23 protein-coding genes and 1 riboswitch are annotated in these 23,828 nt (G+C 44.9%); of the genes, 22 read left to right on the forward strand and 1 reads right to left on the reverse strand.

Going from position 1 to position 23,828, the window contains the following annotated elements; genetic code table 11:
* Positions 1–23 precede the first annotated feature (23 nt).
* From MO387_RS12915 to MO387_RS12980, 14 genes are all read left to right on the forward strand, one after another.
* Entirely contained in the window at positions 24–419 is a 396-nt protein-coding gene (locus MO387_RS12915) for a YcfL family protein (RefSeq protein WP_107947141.1), read from the forward strand.
* Positions 420–510: 91 nt separating this feature from the next.
* Positions 511–636: riboswitch (TPP riboswitch) on the forward strand.
* A gap of 54 nt (positions 637–690) precedes the next feature.
* Positions 691–2,886, forward strand: coding sequence for a TonB-dependent receptor (locus MO387_RS12920; protein WP_107947142.1), 2,196 nt, complete (start codon positions 691–693; stop codon positions 2,884–2,886).
* 106 nt (positions 2,887–2,992) lie between these two features.
* A complete protein-coding gene (locus MO387_RS12925) occupies positions 2,993–3,253 on the forward strand; it encodes a hypothetical protein (RefSeq protein WP_028760297.1) in 261 nt (86 codons plus the stop codon).
* 46 nt (positions 3,254–3,299) lie between these two features.
* A complete protein-coding gene (gene pnuC / locus MO387_RS12930; RefSeq protein ID WP_107947143.1) occupies positions 3,300–3,953 on the forward strand; it encodes a nicotinamide riboside transporter PnuC in 654 nt (217 codons plus the stop codon).
* Entirely contained in the window at positions 3,953–5,131 is a 1,179-nt protein-coding gene (locus MO387_RS12935) for a phosphotransferase (protein WP_242326331.1), read from the forward strand. The genes pnuC and MO387_RS12935 overlap by 1 nt, the downstream gene beginning before the upstream one ends.
* Before the next feature lie 145 nt (positions 5,132–5,276).
* Positions 5,277–6,149, forward strand: coding sequence for a DUF6279 family lipoprotein (locus MO387_RS12940; protein ID WP_107947145.1), 873 nt, complete (start codon positions 5,277–5,279; stop codon positions 6,147–6,149).
* Positions 6,150–6,219: 70 nt separating this feature from the next.
* On the forward strand, positions 6,220–6,813 hold the full coding sequence (locus MO387_RS12945; RefSeq protein ID WP_107947146.1) for a DoxX family protein: 594 nt from the start codon (positions 6,220–6,222) through the stop codon (positions 6,811–6,813).
* A 136-nt stretch (positions 6,814–6,949) separates the two neighbouring features.
* Positions 6,950–7,498 (forward strand): NAD(P)H nitroreductase, encoded by a 549-nt coding sequence (locus MO387_RS12950; protein ID WP_107947147.1) that lies wholly within the window; start codon positions 6,950–6,952, stop codon positions 7,496–7,498.
* 55 nt (positions 7,499–7,553) lie between these two features.
* Positions 7,554–8,057: a GNAT family N-acetyltransferase gene (locus MO387_RS12955; protein ID WP_107947148.1), complete on the forward strand. Its 504-nt coding sequence runs from the start codon at positions 7,554–7,556 to the stop codon at positions 8,055–8,057.
* Between the two features lie 188 nt (positions 8,058–8,245).
* Positions 8,246–8,875: a 2OG-Fe(II) oxygenase gene (locus tag MO387_RS12960; RefSeq protein ID WP_107947149.1), complete on the forward strand. Its 630-nt coding sequence runs from the start codon at positions 8,246–8,248 to the stop codon at positions 8,873–8,875.
* Positions 8,876–9,295: 420 nt separating this feature from the next.
* Positions 9,296–9,901, forward strand: coding sequence for a GNAT family protein (locus tag MO387_RS12965; protein ID WP_006086351.1), 606 nt, complete (start codon positions 9,296–9,298; stop codon positions 9,899–9,901).
* A 19-nt stretch (positions 9,902–9,920) separates the two neighbouring features.
* Positions 9,921–10,385 (forward strand): GNAT family N-acetyltransferase, encoded by a 465-nt coding sequence (locus MO387_RS12970; RefSeq protein WP_107947150.1) that lies wholly within the window; start codon positions 9,921–9,923, stop codon positions 10,383–10,385.
* A gap of 32 nt (positions 10,386–10,417) precedes the next feature.
* Positions 10,418–10,822: a hypothetical protein gene (locus MO387_RS12975; protein ID WP_006086353.1), complete on the forward strand. Its 405-nt coding sequence runs from the start codon at positions 10,418–10,420 to the stop codon at positions 10,820–10,822.
* A 226-nt stretch (positions 10,823–11,048) separates the two neighbouring features.
* The gene (locus MO387_RS12980) at positions 11,049–11,444 is read left to right on the forward strand and encodes a hypothetical protein (protein WP_107947151.1); all 396 of its coding nucleotides are present in this window, start codon (positions 11,049–11,051) and stop codon (positions 11,442–11,444) included.
* Positions 11,445–11,529: 85 nt separating this feature from the next.
* Here the strand turns inward: MO387_RS12980 and MO387_RS12985 are convergent, their stop codons facing one another.
* Positions 11,530–12,375 carry a transporter substrate-binding domain-containing protein gene (locus MO387_RS12985; RefSeq protein WP_107947152.1) on the reverse strand — a complete coding sequence of 282 codons (846 nt, stop codon included), beginning with the start codon at positions 12,373–12,375 and terminating at the stop codon, positions 11,530–11,532.
* Between the two features lie 137 nt (positions 12,376–12,512).
* Between MO387_RS12985 and MO387_RS12990 the strand changes: the two genes are divergently transcribed.
* From MO387_RS12990 to MO387_RS13025, 8 genes are all read left to right on the forward strand, one after another.
* On the forward strand, positions 12,513–13,700 hold the full coding sequence (locus tag MO387_RS12990; RefSeq protein WP_107947153.1) for a DUF2157 domain-containing protein: 1,188 nt from the start codon (positions 12,513–12,515) through the stop codon (positions 13,698–13,700).
* Positions 13,687–14,886: a DUF4401 domain-containing protein gene (locus MO387_RS12995; RefSeq protein WP_107947154.1), complete on the forward strand. Its 1,200-nt coding sequence runs from the start codon at positions 13,687–13,689 to the stop codon at positions 14,884–14,886. Before MO387_RS12990 ends, MO387_RS12995 begins: the two co-directional genes overlap by 14 nt.
* Entirely contained in the window at positions 14,886–15,401 is a 516-nt protein-coding gene (locus tag MO387_RS13000) for a GDYXXLXY domain-containing protein (RefSeq protein WP_107947155.1), read from the forward strand. The genes MO387_RS12995 and MO387_RS13000 overlap by 1 nt, the downstream gene beginning before the upstream one ends.
* Before the next feature lie 314 nt (positions 15,402–15,715).
* The gene (locus MO387_RS13005) at positions 15,716–18,550 is read left to right on the forward strand and encodes an ExeM/NucH family extracellular endonuclease (protein WP_107947156.1); all 2,835 of its coding nucleotides are present in this window, start codon (positions 15,716–15,718) and stop codon (positions 18,548–18,550) included.
* 377 nt (positions 18,551–18,927) lie between these two features.
* Entirely contained in the window at positions 18,928–19,905 is a 978-nt protein-coding gene (locus MO387_RS13010; protein ID WP_107947157.1) for a transposase, read from the forward strand.
* 609 nt (positions 19,906–20,514) lie between these two features.
* A complete protein-coding gene (locus MO387_RS13015) occupies positions 20,515–21,714 on the forward strand; it encodes an alpha/beta hydrolase-fold protein (RefSeq protein ID WP_107947158.1) in 1,200 nt (399 codons plus the stop codon).
* Positions 21,715–21,759: 45 nt separating this feature from the next.
* Entirely contained in the window at positions 21,760–22,230 is a 471-nt protein-coding gene (locus MO387_RS13020; RefSeq protein WP_107947159.1) for a hypothetical protein, read from the forward strand.
* A 108-nt stretch (positions 22,231–22,338) separates the two neighbouring features.
* The gene (locus MO387_RS13025; protein ID WP_107947160.1) at positions 22,339–23,688 is read left to right on the forward strand and encodes a serine hydrolase domain-containing protein; all 1,350 of its coding nucleotides are present in this window, start codon (positions 22,339–22,341) and stop codon (positions 23,686–23,688) included.
* Positions 23,689–23,828 lie beyond the last annotated feature (140 nt).

Consider the following 23,828-nt stretch of genomic DNA (forward strand, 5'->3'; position numbering starts at 1 on the left):
AGTCGCGTGACTGGGAGAAATATATGAAACAAATTTATACCGGACTATTATTGGCCGCGGCGCTGACCTTAGGTGCTTGTGCCTCACATACCGCAGGTATTTCAGTGAGTTCACTGGGTGAAACCCGCGTCGATAATTCCAGCTTTGCCAGAGATATTGCGGTACAGAGTGTGGATGCACGCCGAGTCGGTGATTTAGTGCAGGGCTCAGCGTTGATTGTTAGCAAATCATCAACTGACATGCGTGTGCAGTATAAATTCACTTGGTACGACGCCAGCGGTTACACCATAGAAGATGAGGCAACCAGCTGGAAATCGGTCAAATTACACGGCAAGCAACAATTGCAAGTCTCCGCCGTGGCACCTAATGCCCAAGTGGTTAAATTTGATGTGTACGTGCGCGAAACCTTCTCGAACTAAGCCTGAGTTCGCCCAGAAAATGCCAGCTATGCTGGCATTTTTCTTTTTATGACGTAAATGTGTCATCCCATGCTATTACTCATGTATACTAGGCGCCGCCAAGGGGTGTTTGCAGTGAATGAATTTACGTTGATTACTGCAAACTGAGATGTCAGCTGACGAACCCTTAGAACCTGATCCGGCTAATACCGGCGTAGGAATGGGCCAATTAACAGCACACTTCTGAATCGCTTATTCGTTGCCGGATCTCAAACATTATATTTGAGGTCCTATGTCAAACCGTAAAACGTCAAACCGTCATTCCCCGTTTTTAACCCGAGCGCCGCTGGCATTAGCCATTGCTGCCGCGCTGAGCACTGCTGCATTTGCACAAACCGACGCTATCGATAAACCCGATCCCAGTACTGAGATGGAAGTCATGGTAGTGACGGCGGATTTTCGCAGTTCAAGCTTAGAAAAAATGCCTTCAAGTATTACCGTTATCGACAGTCAAAAAATTCAAGATGAAAGCGCGCAGCATTTCGAGGATGTGCTTAATTCTATTGCTAACTTTAACTGGTCAGGTGGAAGTTCGCGGCCAAAATATTTTCAAATTCGCGGTGTAGGTGAGCAAGAGCAATACCAAGGTGCGCCTAATTCTTCTGTGGGTTACATCATTGATGATATCGATTTATCCGGTATTGGTATGGTGTCGAGCATGTACGATCTACAGCAAGTCGAAGTGCTGCGTGGACCACAGGGCACACGTTATGGCGCCAATGCTTTAGCGGGACTGATTTATCTGAAAAGTAACGATCCCACCGATGTGTTTGAACATGGCGGCGAAGTCTCGTTAGGCGATGATGATTTACGCACGTTTAGCGGTTTCAGTTCTGGCCCATTAACGGATTCTGGCAAGCTGCTTTATCGCGTGTCACTGCAGCAACATCAACAAAATGGCTACCACGACAACCTCTATTTAGGCCGTGACGATACCAATGGCCGCGATGAGTTCAGCGGCCGCGCTAAGCTGCGCTGGTATGCGACTGACGATTTGCAGTTTGATTTAACTGTGCTGCACGCCGATTTTGATAATGGCTACGATGTGTGGAGTTTAACCAATTCACCGACCCAGACGACATCGGATCAACCGGGTGTCGATAGCCAGCGCACCACAGGCGCAGGCTTTAAAGCGACCTATTCTGGTGCCGAAACCTTTGAGTTGACTTCGTTAACCTCTTTTGCGAATACCGATCACCATTACAGTTACGATGGCGATTGGTCGAACCCAGAGTATTGGGCTTCTAAGCAATGCAGTGATGACGATGGCAATCTGGCGCCGTGCCAATATGATTATTTTTGGGATAAAACTGGCCAACGTAAAACTGTGTCGCAAGAGTTTCGCTTAAGTTCTACCGAGCAGGGCCGAATCTTTGCGGACAGCACAGATTGGTTGCTTGGTGTGTACGCCATGAATCTGAAAGAAGATAACCAATTGTATTCTGAATACAATACTTGGCCGGATGAAGTCTTAGACTCTGAGTATGAAGCGACGAACTATGCCTTGTTTGGTCAGCTCGATACGGATCTGGGCTCAGATTATGCCTTATCTGTGGGTTTACGTTTAGAGCGCCGCAATAGCCATTACTCAGATACGAATAACGATAATTTCGACCCGAGCGAAACCATGTGGGGTGGTCATATTGCAGTGAGTAAAGTGCTGAATGACTCACACAACGCATATGTCCGTGTCGCGCGCGGTTACAAGGCGGGCGGTTTTAACATGACTTTGCCTGTCGAACTGAACGATAAAAAAGAGTTCAGTACTGAGACGCTTTATAACTATGAAATCGGCCTTAAATCCCATTGGCTAGCGGGGCTAATCGATACTAATCTGGCGCTGTTCTATATGGACAGACAAGATCAACAGGTGGCGGCATCCCAGCAAGACCCTGATAAACCACAGCGTTTTATTTTGTTCACCGAAAACGCAGGCAGTTCGAATAACTATGGTGCTGAGTTAGATGCGACCTGGTATGCCACGGATAATCTACAAATTTACTCAAGCTTAGGTTGGTTAGAAACCGCCTACGGCGATTATCAGTATCAGGACAAATATGGCACTGAGGTGGATTTAACTGGCCGCGATCTGGCCCATTCACCACACTTTACCTACAGCCTTGGTGGGACTTATCGTGCCAATTCGGGTTGGTTTGCTAACCTGAATCTTAGCGGTAAGAGTGAATTCTATTATTCAGACAGCAATGAATCCCGCTCTGAACCCTACACTATCGTCAATGCCCGCGTGGGCTATGAGGCGAGTGCATGGTCGGCGTATTTATGGGGCCGTAATTTGTTCAATGAAGAATACGGTGTGCGCGGTTTCTACTTCGGTAACGAGCCAGATAATGGCTGGGCAGAAAAGCAATATATTCGTTACGGTGATCCGCGTCAGATTGGCGTCACCTTTAACGTTAAGTTTATGTAAAAGCTCATATAATGGCTCAGGTCACTATGAGCCATTTGAGTTAACTTATGACTAAGCTGTAGTCCGGTGTAAGGGCTATAGCTTCTCTCAAATTTAAGGAATTAAGATGAAACTGACCGCAGAAATTAGCATGTATCCCTTCAATGAGAACTACCTCGATCCGATAAAGTGGTTCATTGGTCGCGTGGATAGCTATCCTAATATCGAGCGCGTGACCAATGCGATGGCAACCCAAGTGTGCGGCGATTATTTAGATGTGATGACTATGCTGGCGACCGAGATGCAAGCTGCCCATGAGAAGTGGGGCAAGGCAGTATTTGTGTGTAAGTTTATCGGTGGTGAGCTGAATTTAGCCCACAGCGAATAATGTTTTAGCGTCACATACGCGACAAATAGGCAGTGAGAACAACACAATGACAGATTTATGGTTAACCTTGGTCGAGAGTATGAATGCGGCCTTTGGTGAAGTCCATGTGATGACCGCATGGGAAGCCTTAGCGGTATTGCTGGCCATGGCATATCTACTGCTGGCAATGAAGGCGAGCGTCTGGTGCTGGGCGGCGGCCTTTGCCAGTACCGCCATTTACACTGTGTTGTTTTGGAAGGTGTCGTTACTGATGGAGTCAGTGCTGAATATCTATTATATGGCGATGGCGCTCTATGGATATTGGCTCTGGACCCAAGGCGGCGATAAACATCAAGGGGTCAAAGTGACCACTTGGTCGTTGAAAACCCACTTGAAGTTGATCGCGGTGACAGGCGTTATTTCGCTTTGTGTCGGGCACGGCATGGCGATGTATACCCAAGCCGCGTTCCCCTATTTAGATGCGGCCACGACCTGTTTTGCTGTGATGACGACCTATTTAGTGGCGAAGAAAGTACTTGAGAATTGGCTCTATTGGGTCGTTATCGACATAGTGTCTATTTACCTTTATCTCAGTAAAGGCTTGATGTTGACCTCGTTATTATTCGTACTCTATGTAGGGCTTGCAGTTGTAGGGTATTTCCTGTGGCGCACTGCGTTAGCCGATGCCCGTGAGGCCAATGCCTTGAAGTTACTCAGTTAATGCTCGATGTCAATGCTGCTAAGCCATACTCAACGCGTGAATCATTCAATACACTCTTGCCCATACTCAAACGAGGTGGGCTTGAGCAAGTGCAGAGTATTTGCGAGCTTTCGGGCGGCTTGAGTAATCATAATTATAAGATCACTACGCCAACAGGGTGTTATGTGCTGCGGGTCAATGCCGATGCGGCGGACAGTTTTTGCACCCGCCAGCAGGAGCGTTTTTACTGGCAACAACTCGCCCAAGCTAAACTTGCCCCAGCACTGCTGTGGGTGAGTGAAGATGAGCGCTATTACCTCAGTGATTTTATTGAGAGTGACCTTATTGAGAGTGACTTTATCGAGAGTGGCTTTATCGAAAGTGCTGTAGTGAGCGCAGCAGAGTGTGCGGCAATTGAACACAATGTGATTGATAGCGAACGCTTTCAACGTAAACGCTTCATCCATTGGCCTGCATTAGAGCGCCAAACCAGTGCCGCTGATTTTGTGCTGAGGCAGTCGTCTTTGGGCATTTTACATCACGGCTCTTCATCACAAGCTTGTTTAAGTCCTGAGCCTAGGTTGATGCCAATACAGCAAGATAAGCATCCCAACTCAACTGCGCGCTTACTGTTGGAATTATTGCTGCAATTGCGGGAACTGCCCACAGGTCCTTATGCCATTAGTATCACTGAACAATGGCAGGAATATCACCAGCAGATGCTTGCTTATCAGGCATCTCTTACCACAATGCACAATTGGAATGAGCGTGTGGCTAAACTGCTTAACATCCAAATCGCCATCAAAGATTGGTGCGATAACTTAGCGGCTTGTTTAATTAAACCGCAGTTTTGTCATCGCGATCTTAATCCCCACAACTTGCTACTCAAAAATAATCGTTTGTATTGTATCGATTTTGAGTATGCGACGGCGTCGCATCCCCTGTGTGAGTTAGCCGTAGTGTTAGCGACCCATGCGTTAACACCTGCCCAGCAAAACGAGTTAGTGACGCAGTATCTGAGTGAACACCCTTATGTCTCAGTAAACGCCGTAGCGGCCGTGCCCGCCGCCATTGACATGTACTGGGTATTTGCCTGTTACTGGGCATTATTGATGGCGGCGCAAACGGAGCCCAGTCGTAGCGCCGACTATCTCGCATGGTTTGATTGTTTTTGGCCGCTCATCACCCAAGCATCATAAGGATGGCTGTTCGATTGGAATCATAAAGTAGGCAAAGTATTAACATATTGAAAACCTTTATTAGACAAACTTGTTTGATATAAGAGGCAACTTTATATAGGCTCAAGCGTCATATTAGCAACAGTTCTAGGATGGATGATTCAGAATGAAAAAAGGCGTGATGCTACTTGTGTGTCTCTTAGGCTTAAGCGCCTGTTCCACTAAATTCAGTTACCATTTCCTCGATTGGGCCATCGGTTGGGAGCAAGAGGATTACGTTACTTTAGATAAATCGCAGCAAAAGGCATTTGACGCCCTCATTGAAAAATTTGTCCTGTGGCATCAATCCAAAGAATTGTCCCACTATGTGGTGCAATTAACCGAAGTCGAAAGCCTCATCAAAACCAATACCTTAACACCAGTATTATGGGCCGAGCATGTGGAGATTGCTAAGCGGCATTGGTTTCGTTTGTTTGAGTTTGCCTTGCCAGAATTACTGCCCATCATCATGTCCTTGTCAGATGAACAGGTGAAGCAAATCCTCGCCAAATTACGGGAAGATGAGCAGGAGCTCGTCAAAGAGTTTGCCGGCAAAACTCCAACGCAGTTACAAAAAGAGGCCGACGAAAACCTTCAAGAGCAATTTGATGACTGGCTTGGCAGTGTGAGTGCAGAACAGAAAGTGCTTATTCATCAGTATAATCAACAGCGTTTATCCACCTTAGATATGTGGCTCGAATACCGCCACGAATGGTTACGTCAGTTTGAGGTTGCCCTTGGGCAGCGCGCCGATAAAGCGCTATTAACCGAGCGTTTGACCCTGTTGATGACGCAGCCTGATGAGCTTAAGTCTGAGCAACATAAGGTGTTTTTGCGTAAAAATACTGAGGCATTTGGGACCTTACTGCTGGCAATGCACACGAGTTTGTCGGAGAAGCAGTCGAAACATTTTTATAAAAAGTTGGGTGGACTCATTCAAGATCTCACCGAGCTTAATCAAGAAGCCATTGAAAAAGAGGCGAGTGCAAAAAAAGCCTAGGCCATGAAAGATTTATTGGCTTGCTAGGGTCTATTCCTGCAAGCCAATAAATTAGTCAAAGAGAGACACTATGCCACTTGCATCCCTTTACCAAAAATTGCTCAATATGAGTCGCTATTTCGATGGCTTAGCGCCATTAGCCCTCAGGATTTACCTTGCGCCAGTGTTGATGCAAGCGGGCTATAACAAGCTCGCCCACTTTGACGATACCGTGGCTTGGTTTGCCAATCCCAATTGGGGTTTAGGCCTGCCAATGCCGGCGGTAATGGCAGGATTGGCAGCGGGAACCGAGTTCTTTGGCGCTATCTTATTGCTGCTTGGGCTTGCGACTCGGCTGATATCTATCCCTTTGATGGTCACTATGTTGGTCGCCGCATTTACCGTGCATTGGCCAAATGGCTGGTTAGCGATAGCCGATGGCAGTTCTTGGCTAGCCAACGACAGAGTGCTTGAAGCAGGGGATAAACTGGCGAAAGCCAAAGAGTTACTGCAGGAGCACGGTAATTACGACTGGCTGACCAGCTCAGGTAACTTAGCTGTGCTTAATAATGGGATAGAGTTTGCGGCAACTTATTTCATTATGTTGTTGGCACTCTTTACCTTAGGCGGCGGTCGTTACACTAGCCTAGATTATTTTATCGCTAAGCGCTGCGGGGTTAAGTAAGCCTTTTATAAAGTGCTCTTGATTTTAAATAGCAATCAAAGCGTTAAATCCCACCCATGCGGTGGGATTTTTTTATGCCTCTTTGCCAGCAATTTGCTATGCTTGAACGCAATTTATATCGAACTAGGATAAGAACTTGGACGCTATTGAACTTTTGCTCACCCGTCAATCGACCCCGCGATTAATCGCTCCCGCTCCCGATGCGACTCAATTAAAAATCATCTTAGATGCCGCCATTCGTGTGCCAGATCATGGTGCCTTAGCCCCATGGGAATTTATTATTGCCACTGACCAAGGGTTAAACACCTTAGCCGAAATCTTTGTTGAGGCGGCTAAAGCGAGTGGCGCCGATGAGGATTTCGTTAATAAAGCTAAGGGCATGCCAATGCGTGCGCCTATGGTGATTACCGTGGTGGCGAAAACGCAGCAACATCCTAAAGTCCCCGTACTTGAACAACAAATTGCAGCGGGCTGCGCAACGATGGCGATGCAACAAGCGGCTTTTGCCTTAGGTATTGGCGCAGTATGGCGCACAGGGGATTTTGCCTTCGATGCCAATGTGAATGCCGCCTTAGGCCTTGAGTCACACGATCAAATCGTCGGCTTTTTGTATGTCGGTACGCCAGCGGTTGTGGCACCCCAAAAACCGCAAAAGGACGGCAGCCAATACGTCCGTTATTTATGAAAAATAGTTTAAAAACATTTTAAAAAAAATTGTCTATTTCTAGTGGAGAAATCCTATGCAAGTGGCGCGTACTCCTAGATTAATTCTGCGGCAGTTAACCCCAGCCGATGCTTCATTTATGTTAGTCTTGCTCAATAGCCAAGGCTTTATTGAGAATATTGGCGACCGAGGAGTACGCACGCTTGTGCAGGCCAAGGATTATATCCTCAATGGACCGATGAAAAGTTATGCCGAGTGTGGTTTTGGCTTTTACGCCGTCGTGCTCGCAGAGAATGGGTTCACTATTGGTATCTGCGGTTTAATCAAGCGGCCGACGCTTGATAATGTCGACATAGGTTATGCATTTTTGCCGCAATATTGGGGTAAGGGTTATGCATTCGAAGCCGCGAAAGCCGCTTTTGATTTAGGTAAAAGTTTAGGTATTGAGCGTATTGTGGCGATTGTGAGCGCCCATAATGGTGCTTCAAAGGCATTGCTGAACAAACTGGGATTACAGTTTGAGCAGTGTTTACAGCTCAGCCCAGATGATGAGCATGTTGAACTGTTTAGCCAGTTATAACTTATTGTTTGTATGGGTTTTTATTTTATTGTAATTCGGCGTTCTTTACTCTAAAATTCCGCAAAATTTACTGTCGAGATATGGCAATCATATCTCTTATTGACGCCCCTCGAAAATCAGGCTCACTTAATCCCTCCTTGAGCCCTTGAGTACAGCAAAAGCGTAGCCCTTTTATTGGATGTAGCATAATGGTTTCGCAATTAAGTGAAGCAATGCTGGACGTGATCGCTGATGCCTTGGTAGACAAAGGCTATATCTTTTTATCTGACTTAGTTCCAAACAATATTAGCCAAGTGCTATTGGAAAAAATTCAATCGACGCAAGCACATGAGCTAAAAGCTGCGTCCATTGGTCGTGGCGCCGAGCAACAATTAAATCCCGATATTCGCCGCGACAGAATACAGTGGCTAGAAGAGCACAATGAGCCCGATGCCCAATATCTTGAGTTGATGACGCAACTCAAAAATGGCTTGAATCGTCGCTTATTTATGGGGTTATTCGATTATGAAAGCCACTATGCGGTATATCAGCCTGGGGCATTTTATAAGAAACATGTCGATGCGCTAAAAGGCAGTCAAAATCGCATCCTAACCACAGTGTTTTTCTTAAATCCCGATTGGAAAGCAGCAGATTGTGGTGAGTTGATCATCTATGATGAAGCTGACATTGACATTGAGATTGAACGTATCGCACCTAAAATGGGTCATTTTGTGATTTTCCTCAGTGAGCGCTTTCCCCATGAAGTGACTAAAACCTTGGCCCAGCGTAATAGCATTGCGGGTTGGTTTAGGGTCAGTAACAGCGTGCATGGCTTTTAACTTTAGCGTTTAACTATGATTTTTAACTATGGTTCTAACTTTAGTTTTTAACATCAACTGCTATCAAACACCTAGCCACCCACAGGTTTAGGTGTTTTTGCTCTTGATTGCCGCTTTTGGTCATCACTAATCACCAATCACGACTGCGCAATGTCATTGGCTATTTCTCGGATATTGATTGGCCATTTAGTGACTTATTCTTCCGCTGCAGTATTTATCCCAATCTGTTTTAACTGCCTTCTACTCATTTTTTCAAATTTTTTGACACTCTTAAGCTTTAGGTAATCTAAGCCGCCGACAATGGGACAAATTTGTCCAATCATGCTGAAAATAGGGTGTTTTTTTATTCTCGTTTAATGTTAGGCTAGATAAAAATGTGCGCAACAACACACTTTTCTATCATCTAGCGGAGGCGAGACTGTGGGCTGTGAAGATAACTTAGGTTGTTTAACGGGTGAGCATATTGTGCTTGAGCCCTTATCTTTGTCCCATGTGGCGGCATTGAGTTTAGCTGTGACAGATGGTCAACTTTGGCGTTTGTGGTTTACTAGTGTGCCAGAACCCGCCGAGGTGAAGTCCTATGTGACTAAAGCCCTCGAAGAAAAAGCGCGGGGTCAGAGTTTTCCCTTTGCAGTGCGGGATAGAGTGAGCGGTGAAATTGTCGGCTGCACGCGCATTTGCAACTGGGAGCCTGAAAATCGTCGTCTTGAAATTGGCTACACTTGGTATGCAAAACGTGCCCAGCGCACGGGGATCAATACCGAAGCTAAGTTATTGCTATTGACCTTTGCCTTTGAAACCTTAGATGCCATTGCTGTTGAGTTTCGGACTCATTGGCATAACCAAGCCTCCAGACAAGCGATTGCGAGACTGGGTGCTAAGCAAGATGGTGTGTTGCGTAATCACAAAATTCTTAAAGACGGCACAATTCGCGATACTGTGGTGTATTCCATTATTGATGCTGAGTGGCCAGCGGTGAAAAACAGTCTGCAATTTCGATTGCGACAACGACCGCCAACACTCTAACGATAAAAAGGAAAGGCCCATGGCAAGCATTATAACTCGAGCAGATGTGACTCATGCCCATGAGGTTGCATTGTTATTCAATGAGTACCGACAGTTTTATGGGCGCAGGGATGATGTAGCGGCCGCGGAGCAGTTTATTCATGCAAGATTGTTAGATGAGTCATCGGTGATATTTATTGCCAAAGATAATCAAGGGCTTGGATTAGGCTTTGTGCAAATGTATCCCAGCTTTTCATCGTTACGTATGGCTCCAATTTTGATCCTCAATGATGTGTATGTGACTCAACATGCTCGATGTGTCGGTATTGGGCGAGCGCTAGTGCAGCAGGCCGCCAGTTATGCCAAAGCGCATAATATGAGTTATTTGATGTTAGAAACACAGCAAAAAAACCAGCGCGCGCAGGGCTTGTATGAAGGCTTAGGCTTTGTGCGTAACCAAGATTTTTATATCTACGAGCTTGAGATCCACCGAGGGCTCGAGTAGGTTTATTTATGGCGATTAAAAGGAAAAGTAACATGTTAACTCAGGTAAAAACGTTAGTATTAGGTGGTTTAGTATTGAGTGCCAGTACTGCAGTTTGGGCTGATGAAGCAGAAAAAGCGTTTAGTAAAGAAGCCATTGAATGTGCCGCTTACTATCAAATTAGCTCAGAAGCCATTGGGGCGATGAATGCACCGCAAATGCAGGCCGTGGGTGAGCGTTTGAAAAGCTCTAAAATTGAGTCTGAGAATTTAGCCAAGAAATACAACTCTGAAGCTGAGGTGACTCAAGCAGTTGCCGCTGCTAAAGCGCGTCAAATCGAAAGCTTAGGGGGCTCAAGTAACTTAGGTGCGTTAATGGGTAAATATAAAGAAGAATGTAAAAACCTATTAGCCGATCCGCAAAAGCGTTTAGATTATTGGACTATGGCGACTATGTAGTCGGCAGGGTTGAGTCAGCACAGGTTTTTAAGCATGTGATTTTGAGCATTTGACTTTGAGCATTGTGAATTGAAATATGTGATGTAAGGGAGCCTAAGGGCTCCTTTTTGCACTCTGCTGAAACTCAACTGGGGTTTTCAGGGTCTTATCGCTAGGGTTGTAATTTTAGTTCTGTTTACGCTTTATCTTCAAACACCAGCCAATATGAGCAATAACGAGGAGCAGTATGGTTTTAACATTAATGGCAGCAACTGTCTTGAGTGCTGGAGTCTGTGGATACCATTTGATCTATGGTAAGCGTGTTCTATTGGCGCCGCTGTTAAAGGCCAATGTTTCCCAGCAGAGCAAGCAAATGCTGCGCTGTTTATTTCATTGTCAGTCAGTGTTTTTTGTGGCCTCAACTGCGGTACTTTTGGCCTGTGCACTTAAGGTGATCCCAGGCATGTATGCCTTTAGCTTATTGTTATTTCTTGGGATGAATTACGGGATCTTCGCAATTTGGCAGTTTTATATTGCCACTTTGAGCCCGCCAAATAGTGGCCAGATGATTATAGTGCAGGCTTTAATTTTTTTACTGATTGGCATTTTGGCAATGCTTGGGCCTCTGTTGTCTGTCGCATAAATCGCTAATCATGCTCAGATAATCATCTCGCTTGACGCGTTAACGGCTTTGCGAAACTAACTGCGCTAATAGTGTGAATAAAAAATTATTGGCTCGACTGGATTGCGTATCGGGCAGCGAGTTCGGCCAGTTTGCCATTGTCGATGAGCAACTGAACCCAGTGTGAAAGCTTTTTAGCATCGAGTGATGATCTGAGGCTAAGTAAGATGCCGTTATCGTACTCTTGGTCCCATTTGTCTGAGATTAAAAGTAAATGCCTGTCTTGTGGATTCACCTTTAAATAATACTGCAAATAGGAATGAGTAACGGGCGCTATGTCTGCCCGTTCGCGCAGAATACTTTCGATAGAGGCCCTGTTATTACTGACGAACAAGGGGCGAAATTGCTTTGCCAACGTGTCAGCATCGGTTTCAAAGTGGGCAAACTGATAGTGATAGCCCTTAACGAATGCGACTGACTTATTAGTTAAGTTTTTGAAATAATTTTGATTATGGGCTTTGGCCTTAAGCGCAATAAACACTTCCCCATCTATCATGTGTAGTGGAATAAACTGATCCGCTATTTTCTGCCATCCCCAAGCGGGGTTCTCAAATATCATCATGTCGAAGCGACCTAAGGCATAGGCTTTATATCTGTGCTCAATACTGGTGACGGTAAATTCAAAAAACACTTCTTGTTGTATTTGATTCAATGCATTAATGATATCGAGGGTGAGGCCTGTATAACGGCCATCCTGTTGTAGATCCACATAGGGGGCAAATGGATAACCACCGACACGAATAGTCGGTATCATGTTGGGGGCTGTTGTATTGGGGACTATTGTATTAGTTGCTGTGGGCGACTGATTGTTATCTTGGGCGATTGCGGCCGAAAATACGCTAATCCCTAAAATGAAACTAAAGAGTAGACGATACAACTGTCTTATTACCATGGTCACCCCTAATCATGCCAAAGGTTAATGATTTTTTACAAGTATACACAATTTAATTTACTCAACGCTGTCGATATTGTGCGAATTTTGAATAGGTCATAGTAAGCTAGCGCAAACAGGATGAGGGAGAACTCACATTGAGCCAGATCAAATCTCAAGTGTGTGGCTGGGTTGAACAGGGACATATTACGCAAGAGCAAGCGAATACGCTTTATCGGCAGGTCACAGTGTTGCCAGATGCGTCGAGCTGGCGTGGCTTAATCGCTAACTTATTACTCTGGTTTGGCGCCTTGAGCTTTGCCTTTGGGGTGATTTTTTTCTTTGCTTACAATTGGCAATCCCTCGGGCGTTTTGCCAAATTTGGTCTGATTGAAGTGGCTATAGTGCTCGCCATTGGCGCATTTGCTTGGCTCTATTATCGTGCCAATTCCCTTTCTACTGCTTCCCATTCCCTTCGTCATAGTCATAGTAATCACAGTAACCAATGCAACGACAGCAACGACAGCAGATTTGGTGCGACGACAGCTAATGGTGTGTTATTGGCCGCGAGCGTATTGGTGGGCGGCCTATTAGCACTGGTTGGGCAAACCTATCAAACGGGCGCCGATCCTTGGCAGTTATTCGCCCTATGGGCGTTAGTGATTTTGCCTTTTGCTTGGGTGGCGGGATTCGATGGTTTATGGCTGCTGCTGGTGGGACTTATTAACCTAAGCATAGGGATATTTTTAGATTCCTTTTCCCATTTATGGGGAGCCTTCTTGGATGAACAAGGCCAACTGCTGATCTTTATCTGTTTGAATTTAGCTATCTATTACGCTTTTGTATTGTTAGACCGCAACGTCGCGGGGCGCTGGCATGCGCCAATCCTCGAATATGTGTGTTCACTGTTTGCTATGGGCTGTTTTACTTGGTTAATCACTTGGCTGATTTTCGATGATTTCTTTAAAGGTGATGGCTTTAGTACTTGGATAGTTTGTGGTTATCTTGCCCATCTGGTGTTGGGATTCGTTATTTTTCGCTATCGCTTACCGCGCATTTATCCCTTGGCCTTGGGCGGTTTTAGCTTGATTGCCGTGGGCGCTGCGTTACTGATACGGCTGATGTTTGAGGACAATGATCCCATAGGTGGTTTTTTGTTTATTGGGCTTTACATCATTTTGGCGAGCACAGGCTTAAGTATTTGGTTAAAGGAACTCAGTCGCAAGCTAAAACCACTGTCACAGTCTATGTCAGAATTAGAAGCTGAACCTATGTCTGAATTAGAGCCTGAGCCCGCAGCGAGAGCGACCCAAGGGAAAGTGGGAGACATTCATGAGCAACAATAATGGCTTACCGGATGGCGACATGGTGACCAATTCTTTAACGAGTTCAGTAGCGACTCCTTTAAAGTCTCCATCAAAAGAGGATGCCGCTTCAATTGATGCATCGGGTGAATCCAGTCTGATAACACTGTGGCAATCCTTGTATGCCGAGGGCAAAGTCAATACGCCCCAAATGCCAGAAAACCAGGATATTCCTTGGTATATTGCCGCTATGCAGGCCTTCGCTGCTTGGATAGCCGCTTTGTTTCTATTGGGTTTTATGATGGCGGCATTTGGTGCTATTTTTGAGCGGGTAGGTGAGGGCGTCGCCTTATTTATCGGCTTAACCTATTTAGCCGTGGGCATTGGGCTGTACTTTTTGCCGCGGCAACAGATCTTCATTGAGCAATTTGCTTTTGCCGCCTGTTTGAGTGGTTTAATCAGTGTGGCTTGGGGATTCTATGATTTAATCGACAATGATTTTAGCCTCAACTGGTATCTGTGTATGGCGGGTATTCTCTTGCTGTTGTGGGGCTTAATTGCCCATGGATTAGCCCAGTTTGTGTTCGCGTTTGGCTTAAGTTGGTGCGTGATTGGCCTCATGGCTAAATTCGAATGGCTCAATGTCAGCCCAAGTCTGTTTGCCTTAATCATTAGCTTAGTGTTGTTCAATATCAATCGGTTCGGGCGTCATTACCGCCGCGCGCGTATGCTTATCTACGGCTTTGCACTGGCGTTAGTTACATTGCAACTGATGCATGCCTTTAGCATGGACAGTATTTTTGAAGCCTTATTTAGCCCTTGGCAGCAAAGCCTGTGGCTGACACTGACTCATCTGTCGATTATTTTTGTCATTTGCGGATTATTGTTGGTCAGCGTTTTTCGCGAACGCCAACAATCACTCAGCTCACTGGCGGCGATAGGCTGTTTTCTCGGTTTAATGGTTATTAGCGGTTTATCTTTACCCATGCAGGGATTATCGACGGCTATCCTATTGATTCTGCTTGGCCATTATTGGAATGAGCCTTGGTTAAAAGGTATGGGAATTGTGTCGGCGCTGCTGTTTGTCAGCGGATATTATTATTCCTTAGAAACAACACTACTGCTGAAATCTGCTTATTTGATGGGTTTAGGCGCGCTGTTGCTGGTGGCAAGGATGCTGGTGTGGCGGTTATTTCCTGCCAATGAAAATGCCAAGGAGACGATGTGATGGGCAATGTGATGGGAAAACTGGCGGCTTCACATAAATGGGCGCTGGGCATAGTACTGTTCACGACTGTTGCGATTCTCGCTGGCGTGAATTGGCGCATTTTCAAATTCGAACAACTGCTTAATCACGGCCAAGTCGTGCGCTTTGCATTAGCGCCAGTCGATCCGCGCTCGTTAATGCAGGGGGATTACATGGCGCTGGAATATGTCATTGCCCGCGATGTGCGTAGCGCCTTAGCGCCGCAACAAATGCAGGGTCAGTTGTTGCTGGCACTAGATGAGCAAAAAGTGGCGCGTTTTATGGATTTTTATACCGACCAAGCGCTGGGTAAAGATCAGCTGCGGGTGCAATTTCGTGTTCGTGGTAATCAAATCAAGCTCGCATCGAACAGCTTTTTCTTTGAAGAAGGGCAAGCCGATCATTTCAGTGCGGCTAAATACGGCGAGTTTAGGGTGAACGCCCAAGGTGAGTTACTGCTGGTCAGTTTACTCGATGAAAAACTTGAGCCCTTATAGCCCTGCGTCAGGGCTTTCATCCATTGGCTCTACTTATATCTGTTAAGAGCGATTTATCCCCATCACATTGATTATTTCTGGCTGCATTGTTAATGGGCGGCCAGCATTCCCCGTACTGCTTTCTTCCTAGCTCTGATCGCTAAATCGCACCAATAATATCAATCTTAAGTTGCAACTTTGGCGCAACTAATTTGTAACCTTGATCCTCTATAGTATTGTCAGTGTTCGAGGTGGCATCACCTTGAAGCATCTAAGCACATCAATTAAATCGCAATTCAATACAAAATATTAAAACAATACATTTAGGGGTCTCAATGTTTAACACTAAAACTGTGCTGGCGTTAGCCATCAGCAGCGTTTGTGGGCTTGCCCATGGCGCGGATAATTTGATCATTTCAGAATACGTCGAAGGCAGCAGCAACAATAAAGCCATCGAACTGTATAACCCAACTGCGGGCGTTATTGATTTAAGCCAATACCAATTGCGTTTCTATTTCAATGGCAGCACCAACGTCGGTACGACCATAGCGCTCACTGGGTCATTAGCGGCGGGGGCGACGTATGTGGTTGCCGATAACGACGCGTCTGCCGATATTCTTGCGGTTACCAATCAACAGAGTAACGCCAGCTTCTTTAACGGCGACGATGCGATTGAACTGACTTATCAAAATCAAGTGATTGATAGTTTAGGTCAAGTTGGTGTCGATCCCGGTGCCGAGTGGGGTAGTGGTGATTTATCCACTCAAGACAACACCCTGCGTCGTAATCCTGATCAGCTGATTGCCGATCCCATCAGTGACGATGCGGTCAGCTTTAGCACTTGGTTAGGTTTTGCGAAGGATGATATTTCTGATCTCGGTAAATTCAGCGCCGGCACACCGACCGATCCCGTCGACCCGCCACCGAGTTCTTTAGTGTGCGGTGAAGAAGCCACAGCAATTCATGCGCTGCAAGGTGCGGGCGCTGCCAGTCCTCTTAATGGTCAAACCTTAGTGGTTGAAGCGGTTGTCGTCAGTAATCAAGAAGCCGGTCTTAAGGGCATTTTTGTACAAATGGCTGATAACAAAGCCGATAGCGATCCACAAACCTCGGAAGGGGTGTTTGTGTATACCGGCACTGCGCCTACTGCGTATGTGGCGGGCGATCGTATTCGTTTAAAAGCCAAAGTCACTGAATATCAAGGCTTAACTGAACTAACGACTGTATCAGATCATAAGTTGTGTGCCACTGCACAGGCATTACCAACAGCGGCTGTGGTGACCTTACCGGTTAACAGCAGTGATGATTTTGAGCCATTTGAGGGCATGCGTGTTCGTTTCAGCCAAGATTTAGTGGTGAACGAAGTCTACAACCTAGGTCGTTACGGCGAGATTTCATTAGGCAGTCAGCGCCACTTTATTGGTACGCAAGTGGCTGCGCCGGGCGCGGATGCGCTGGCAGTGAGCGCGGCTAACCAACGTGACAGTATTTTATTGGATGATGGGTTAACGGCGCAGAATCCTGATCCTGTGCAGTTCCCAGCTCCAGGTCTGAGCGCATCAAACACTGTGCGTGTAGGCGATAAAGCCACATCGCTTACGGGTGTAATGCACTATGGCTTTAATTTGTATCGCATTATGCCAATCGAGACGGTGAACTTTGTGGCGGAAAACCCACGTCCTGTCGCCCCCACATTGAATGATGGCGGTAATCTAAAAGTCGCTAGCTTTAACGTACTCAACTACTTCAACGGTGACGGTCAAGGTGCGGGTTTCCCAACCGCGCGTGGTGCCAATACCTTAAGCGAGTTTGAGCGTCAAAAGGCGAAGATTGTCAGCGCCATGGTGGGCATTAGTGCCGATGTATTTGGTTTGATGGAAATCGAGAACGATGGCTTTGGCGCTAATTCAGCCATTGCCGATTTAGTCGCAGGTTTGAATGCTGCTGTGGGTGAAGTGCGTTACGCTTATATCGCGCCAACAGGCATGAATGCGATTGGCACCGATGCCATCACAGTCGGCTTGATTTATCGTAGCGATAAAGTCACGCCGCAGGGCGCTGCACGCATTCTATCCAGTGCCAATTCGCCATTAGATAGTGATCAAAAGCCCTTGTTTGATGATAGTAAAAACCGTCCAATGCTGACCCAAGCCTTTAGCGTGAACGGCAGTGAAGAGGGCGTGGTTGTTGCGGTTAATCACCTTAAATCTAAGGGCAGTGAATGTGCGGGCGATCCTGATCTCAATGATGGTCAAGGCAACTGTAATATCACTCGTACCCGTGCGGCGACGGCTGCAGGTCAATGGATTAGCGAGCAATATCCAGATCAAGGCGTATTGTTGATTGGTGATTTGAACGCCTACGCGAAGGAAGATCCATTAACGGCGTTAGGTAACGCGGGCTTTAGTGAGCTGTTTGCCAAACTTGAAAAGCCAAACCCTTATTCCTATGTGTTCTCGGCAGAATCGGGTCAGTTGGACCATGCTTTAGCAAACACCGCCCTGCTGGATAAAGTGGTGGATGTGACTGAATGGCATATCAATACCGACGAACCGCGCGTATTGGATTACAACGAAGAGTTTAAGACGCCTGCTCAAATCCAAGACTTATTCGCCACTGATGCGTATCGCTCATCGGATCACGATCCTGTGGTGATTTCACTCTTGCTCGAAGCGGAAAAAGTCGCGCCAGTGGCCAGTTTCACTCAAGTGGTGAATGGCGCTGCGGTGCAACTGACATCCACTTCAACCGACAGCGACGGACAAATCGTGTCTGCCGAGTGGAGCTTTGGTGATAATACAGTCGCAGTGGGTGAGGTAGTGACTCACAGTTACAGCCAAAGCGGCGAGTATCTGGTCACGCTAACTGTGACTGATAACGACGGCTTAACCCATAGCACGTCGCAAACTGTGTCTGTGGTGGTTGGTGAGGTAAAACAACCGCCTGTTGCGCAAATTCAGCGTATCAATTTATTGTTAGTCGATATGTTTATCTCGACTAGCTACGATACCGATGGCGTAATCAAGCAACATAAATGGACGTTCGACAATGGCACCCGCGCTAACGGTCAAGTGGTATTACGCCTTGCCCGCCGTGGACAACACACAGTTGAACTGACCGTTAAAGATAACGACAAGTTAACGGGTACCACGACGCTGACTTACCGTTAAGCCAGTCCTTTCATTCCGCTGATATTTAAAGTGACGCCAAGCCCGCAGCCGCGGGCTTTTCTTTTTGCCCAAAAGCAAAATAACTTTGTTGTCAGTTTGCAGAATGAATTGTCATTGTTTCCCCTGTGACTCGCAATAAACTCGTCCCTGAGGGCTCGACGACGGCATCCATGCCGCCAACGGTCACAGTTGCAACAATGCCAATCTTAACTAACACTTCTGCTGTTCGTTTAGCTAAAAAGATATTGCCCCAAAGTGTGTTTCGTAGTTTGAATAAAAATGGATAATAAAAAGAATAAAAATGGACACCCAGCCTAAATAGCGCAGTTGTTAACCTCCGACTATGCTTGGGTTAAGCATTAAACAAGGAGGTTTGTATGCCGCGCCCACGTAGAACTCAGATAAGTGTTGAAGACACACCCTATTACCATTGTTGTAGCCGCGTTGTGCGGCGTGCGTTTTTGTGTGGCGATGATACCTATTCTGGAAAAAATTATGACCATCGCCGCGCTTGGGTAGAATCGCTACTGTTTGAACTCGAAGCGGTTTTTGCTATTGATGTGGTGGCTTTTGCTGTGATGTCCAATCATCTGCATGTGGTGCTGCGGGTCGATATCGACAGCGCCAATCGTTGGACTGACCGCGAAGTACTTGAGCAGTGGCATAAGCTGTTTAAAGGCGATGAATTAACGCAAAAATTCGCCAAAGGTGAGTTAGTTGAGGCGCATGAAGTTCACAGATTAAAGCATTCAATCGCAATTTACCGCAGCCGATTATGTGATATCAGTTGGTTTATGCGCTGCCTTAATGAACCGATAGCAAGACAAGGAAATCAAGAAGATAACTGTACAGATCGTTTCTGGGAAGGTCGCTTTAAATCGCAAGCTCTGCTCGATGAAGCCGCTGTGTTAACTTGTATGGCCTATGTTGATTTGAATCCTATTAGAGCGCAACTGGCTGATACACCAGAACAATCCGACCATACCAGTATCCAGTTGCGTATTCGGGCCGCATTAAAAGGTGAGCAACCTAAAAATCTACTGCCTTTTATCGGTAATGAGCGCGACAACCAGCCCAATGGTATTGCGTTTTTATTATCGGATTACCTTGAATTGGTCGATGATACAGGTCGAATTATTCGAAGTGATAAACGTGGGGCTATCAGTGTAAATAGCGCTAAGTTACTGGCAAGATTAAATATCCCACATGACAATTGGCTCAAGCTCACCACTGAGTTTGGCAAGCTATTTCATGGTCCGGTGGGTACGCTGCAAGCACTCACTGATTACTGCGAACATCTCGAAAAGCGACGACGGCACTTTGCGGCAAGCTGTCAGCACTTTCACAGCAACTAACTGTAATACTGCTTAACCAAACCAATCACTGCCCATTTGTTTTATTGGGTGGGTTAGCATGTCTTAAATACACTATTTTTAATGAGTTAGCTCATTTTTATGCCTTAGCTTTAGCCCTTCAACTTTTGATGACTCTCATTCAAGTAATTTTAGCTCGTACAAGTTGTAGACAAACCAAAAGTGCATTATGTTGTTGATCTAAAATGGGTGGCCAGATTTTGATACTAAAAATCATCTTCTATATCCAGCGTTCAACTGCGTACCACTAATGGCTGAAACTGGATCGTTATACCGTATATTTTCAATCGCTTGGTATTGAGTGATTTTAAGTTGATATCGGTGAGCGTTACTATAAATGTTTGATTGTATTGTATTTAAAGTTAAATCCTTAAAGGTTGCTGTTTTTAGATAATAGGTTTTGAGAACAAGCATGCTCGTTTTTATAATGGATTCTTGTATATGAAAAGCGATAGAAAGCTGTTAGCTTTTAGTTAATACATATAATTAAGAGTGCGCGTTTTTACTGGTCTAATGAGGTAAGTACGTATGCGAACAATGCAAGTATTAGGTTTTTAAATCACAATCAAAATCACAAAAAGGACTTTGTTTATGCGTTTTTTAATTTCATTACTCTTTGTTTTTACCGTTGCTATATCTGAGGCTTCTGCATCTGTGTCTTCTGCGTTAGATAAAGTGACTATTGGAGAAAATTTCATTATACATTCTGAAATTATTGGCGAAGATAGACCTATTTCAGTGTATATACCAAAGGGAGTAAATACAGGTGATTCTCTATATGTTATCTATTTACTTGATAGTGAACACCATTTTCATACCGTCACGGGCATAGTGCAGTCTCTAGTCGACTATGAACAAATACCCAAAACAATGGTTGTTGGTATTCAAACAACAAATCGTCCTCGTGACTATCTCCCTAAGATAAACGGTGAGCCACAAACCAAATTTCAAACATTTGTAAAATCTAAATGGCCTGATTCAGGGCAAGATAAATTTTTAAAATTTCTAAATGATGAGCTCTTTCCATATATTGATAAAAATTATACTACCTATCCTCACAGAACAATTATTGGTCATTCAAATGGTGGGACATTAGCACTTTCAGCTTTATTTGAGCGCCCAGAACTGTTCAATAATTACTTAGCTATAAGCGCCAATGGATGGTGGAGTTATGATGAAATAATTCAAAATTCAAAAAAACTAATAGAAAGCAACCGTCCTAAACAAAAACTTTTTATTTCGGTTGCTGGTGAAGGTAGTCAATTCTATACGGGTACATTAGAGCTATTAACCAACATGGAAAGGAACAAACCCGTTAATCTAGACTGGAAATTTGAACACTATCCAGAGCGTACTCACATGAGTGGCATATTACCTGCGATAACGAGTGGGCTAGAGTATTTGTATGCTGATGTTAATTTTAAAATCACCCCTGAGTTGGCTAAATATGCGAACATATCAGTCGTTAAAAGTTACTATTCAGATTTATCTAAGCAGTTTGGCTTCACTGTTTCAGCCCCTGTTGATATTTATGTAGAATTTGCAGAGCAACAGCAAATGAACCTGCGAGAAGAAGAAGCGCTTAAGACATTAGAGCAATTTGTACGTGATTACCCAGAACATTCATATGCGCATATGAAACTTGCTCAAGGTTATGCTAAGGTGAAAAAATTTAATCAATCCTATGAAGGTTTTGTTCAAGCACTTAATTTAGCAAAACAACAAAAGAAAGAAACGAACATTATCGATGCGCTTCAAGATATGGTTAATCAAGCTCAAACAAAACTTTAGTAATAAAAATCCATATAAGGTATTAAAAGTCCTCGGAGATCAAAATTGCTTAAAGAGTATGTACATAGATTTAGGAATGCCCTAGTAAAGGCCGCAGAGCTTGAATCCTACCGTTTATACAAGCTAGGCCGATGGAATGAGCTTAATTCTTTTCCTTTTGGGTCATGTGACATCGCTAGTAATTTCCTTGCCATGTACCTGAAAGAAAAAGGTATAGAATCTAAAATCATATGGTGTGGAAATGCACTCGAGCAGTACAGCTCAGTAAAAAGTCATGTGTGGCTTGAAGTCGATGATACATTTATAGATATAACAATTTCGCAGTTTCCGGAGTACGACAATAATCGGATACATATCTGCAAGAAAAACTCCCCAACTATGCTGATGGAGATTTATAAGCATTGCAAAGAACTTGGCCACCACAATTACCAAGAACGGGAAATACAATTAAACTCCGCATCTGAAAGTGGGCAGCCTTTATATGAAGAAATTAAGAAGCTAGCAGATGGAGGGTAAAACTTTTAATAAGGCCAGCCAGAGGGCCGAAAAAACTGCCGCTTCGCTCTGTTTTTTCGGCCTCTGCTGGCGGCGTTATATTTTCTTTGCAAAGGCGTGTTTATTACCATGGTAAAAAAGTTACTGTTTAGCTCTCTATTTTTTGTTACCTGTGTGAATGCAAAACAACACGATTTTTCCGTCATGTTAGCATGCCATGCATCATCGGATAAGCCGGGACTTGCAATCAGTATCGAGCAATCTGGAAAGCATATTTTCAAAGGCGCACTTGGGGTTGCAGATATAAGCACTCGTGACCCCTTAAAAGTTGATAGTATTTTTCAGATCGGCTCAATCTCAAAGCAGTTTACGGCCGCTGCGATACTTCAACTCGTTGAGAATAATAATTTATCCTTAAAAAATACTCTGGATGATTTTATTACAGATCTTCCAGTTGAGTACGCAAAGCTAACGATTGAAAGTGTTCTAAGTCATACTTCTGGGCTGCCAAATTACAACTCGGATGTAGGGATCAGGCAGCGATGGGACAAATACGCCACCATTGATGAAGTGATCAATGTAGTGAGTAAAATGCCAGTGCTGACAAAGCCTGGTGTTGATTATGCGTATTCAAATACCGGATATATTTTGTTAGGAAAGGTGATTGAAGCCGCTTCTGGTCTGACATATAGCGAGTATTTGCAGCGGAATATTTTTTCTCCTTTAGGCATGAAGAATTCGTTTGTTGTGACTAAAGGGGTAAGTTCAAAGCAAATTGTGAGAGGTTATACCGCAAATAGCGATGAACCTAATGCGTATTTTACTCCCGAAATCGTTGACCGTAGTTGGATTTATGCGGCGGGTGCAATTGCATCGACTCTTGACGACATGAGCTTGTGGCATCGTGGTTTAAGTTCTGGGAAGGTAATTTCGGCTGCAAATTATCAGCTGATGGTAACTAGAGCAAAACTAAACAACGGGGAATCAGTCAATTATGGGTTTGGCACTGATGTATACCCGATAAGCGGTCAACCGTCGTACAGTCATCAAGGGCAAGTGCCTGGTTTTGTGGCATGGTCAGTCTATTTTCCCTCGCATGATTTACTTGGCACAGTATTCGGCAACAATGACGCTGTTCACCCAGGCCCAGCTTTGTTAAATATGATTGCAAGGCAACTTAACCTTTCACCAGCGCCAATTGCTCATCAAAATATCACAGAACAAGCTAAGACTCTGATTGGTAAATACAAAGGTACAGACGATACGATGATGACTGTTACATTTGATGATGGGCAACTCAGTGCGAAAACCAGCAATGGCGTCATTCGAAAATTAGTGCTTCGGGAAAATAACTCATTTTCATTTGCATGCACCGAGGATTATTATCAACTTCGAGAGCAGGATGATAAGCGTTTGCTTGTTCCTGTCAGTATTTACATGGGTGAGCGAGCACCTTTAGTTCGAATGGAAATACAATAATCACCATTAAAAATGACTCGTAACAAGTTGCTCGCGTTTGTGGCGGGCGAGCATCCAAAGGAAGGACTTGAACAACATTCTTGTTTAACTGCCAGTTCGCTGTCCATGGCTCTCGTTCATAAACTTAGAATCCCTAGGCT

The sequence above is a fragment of the Shewanella sp. N2AIL genome (genome assembly GCF_022690845.1).
Classification (GTDB): Bacteria; Pseudomonadota; Gammaproteobacteria; order Enterobacterales; family Shewanellaceae; genus Shewanella; species Shewanella baltica.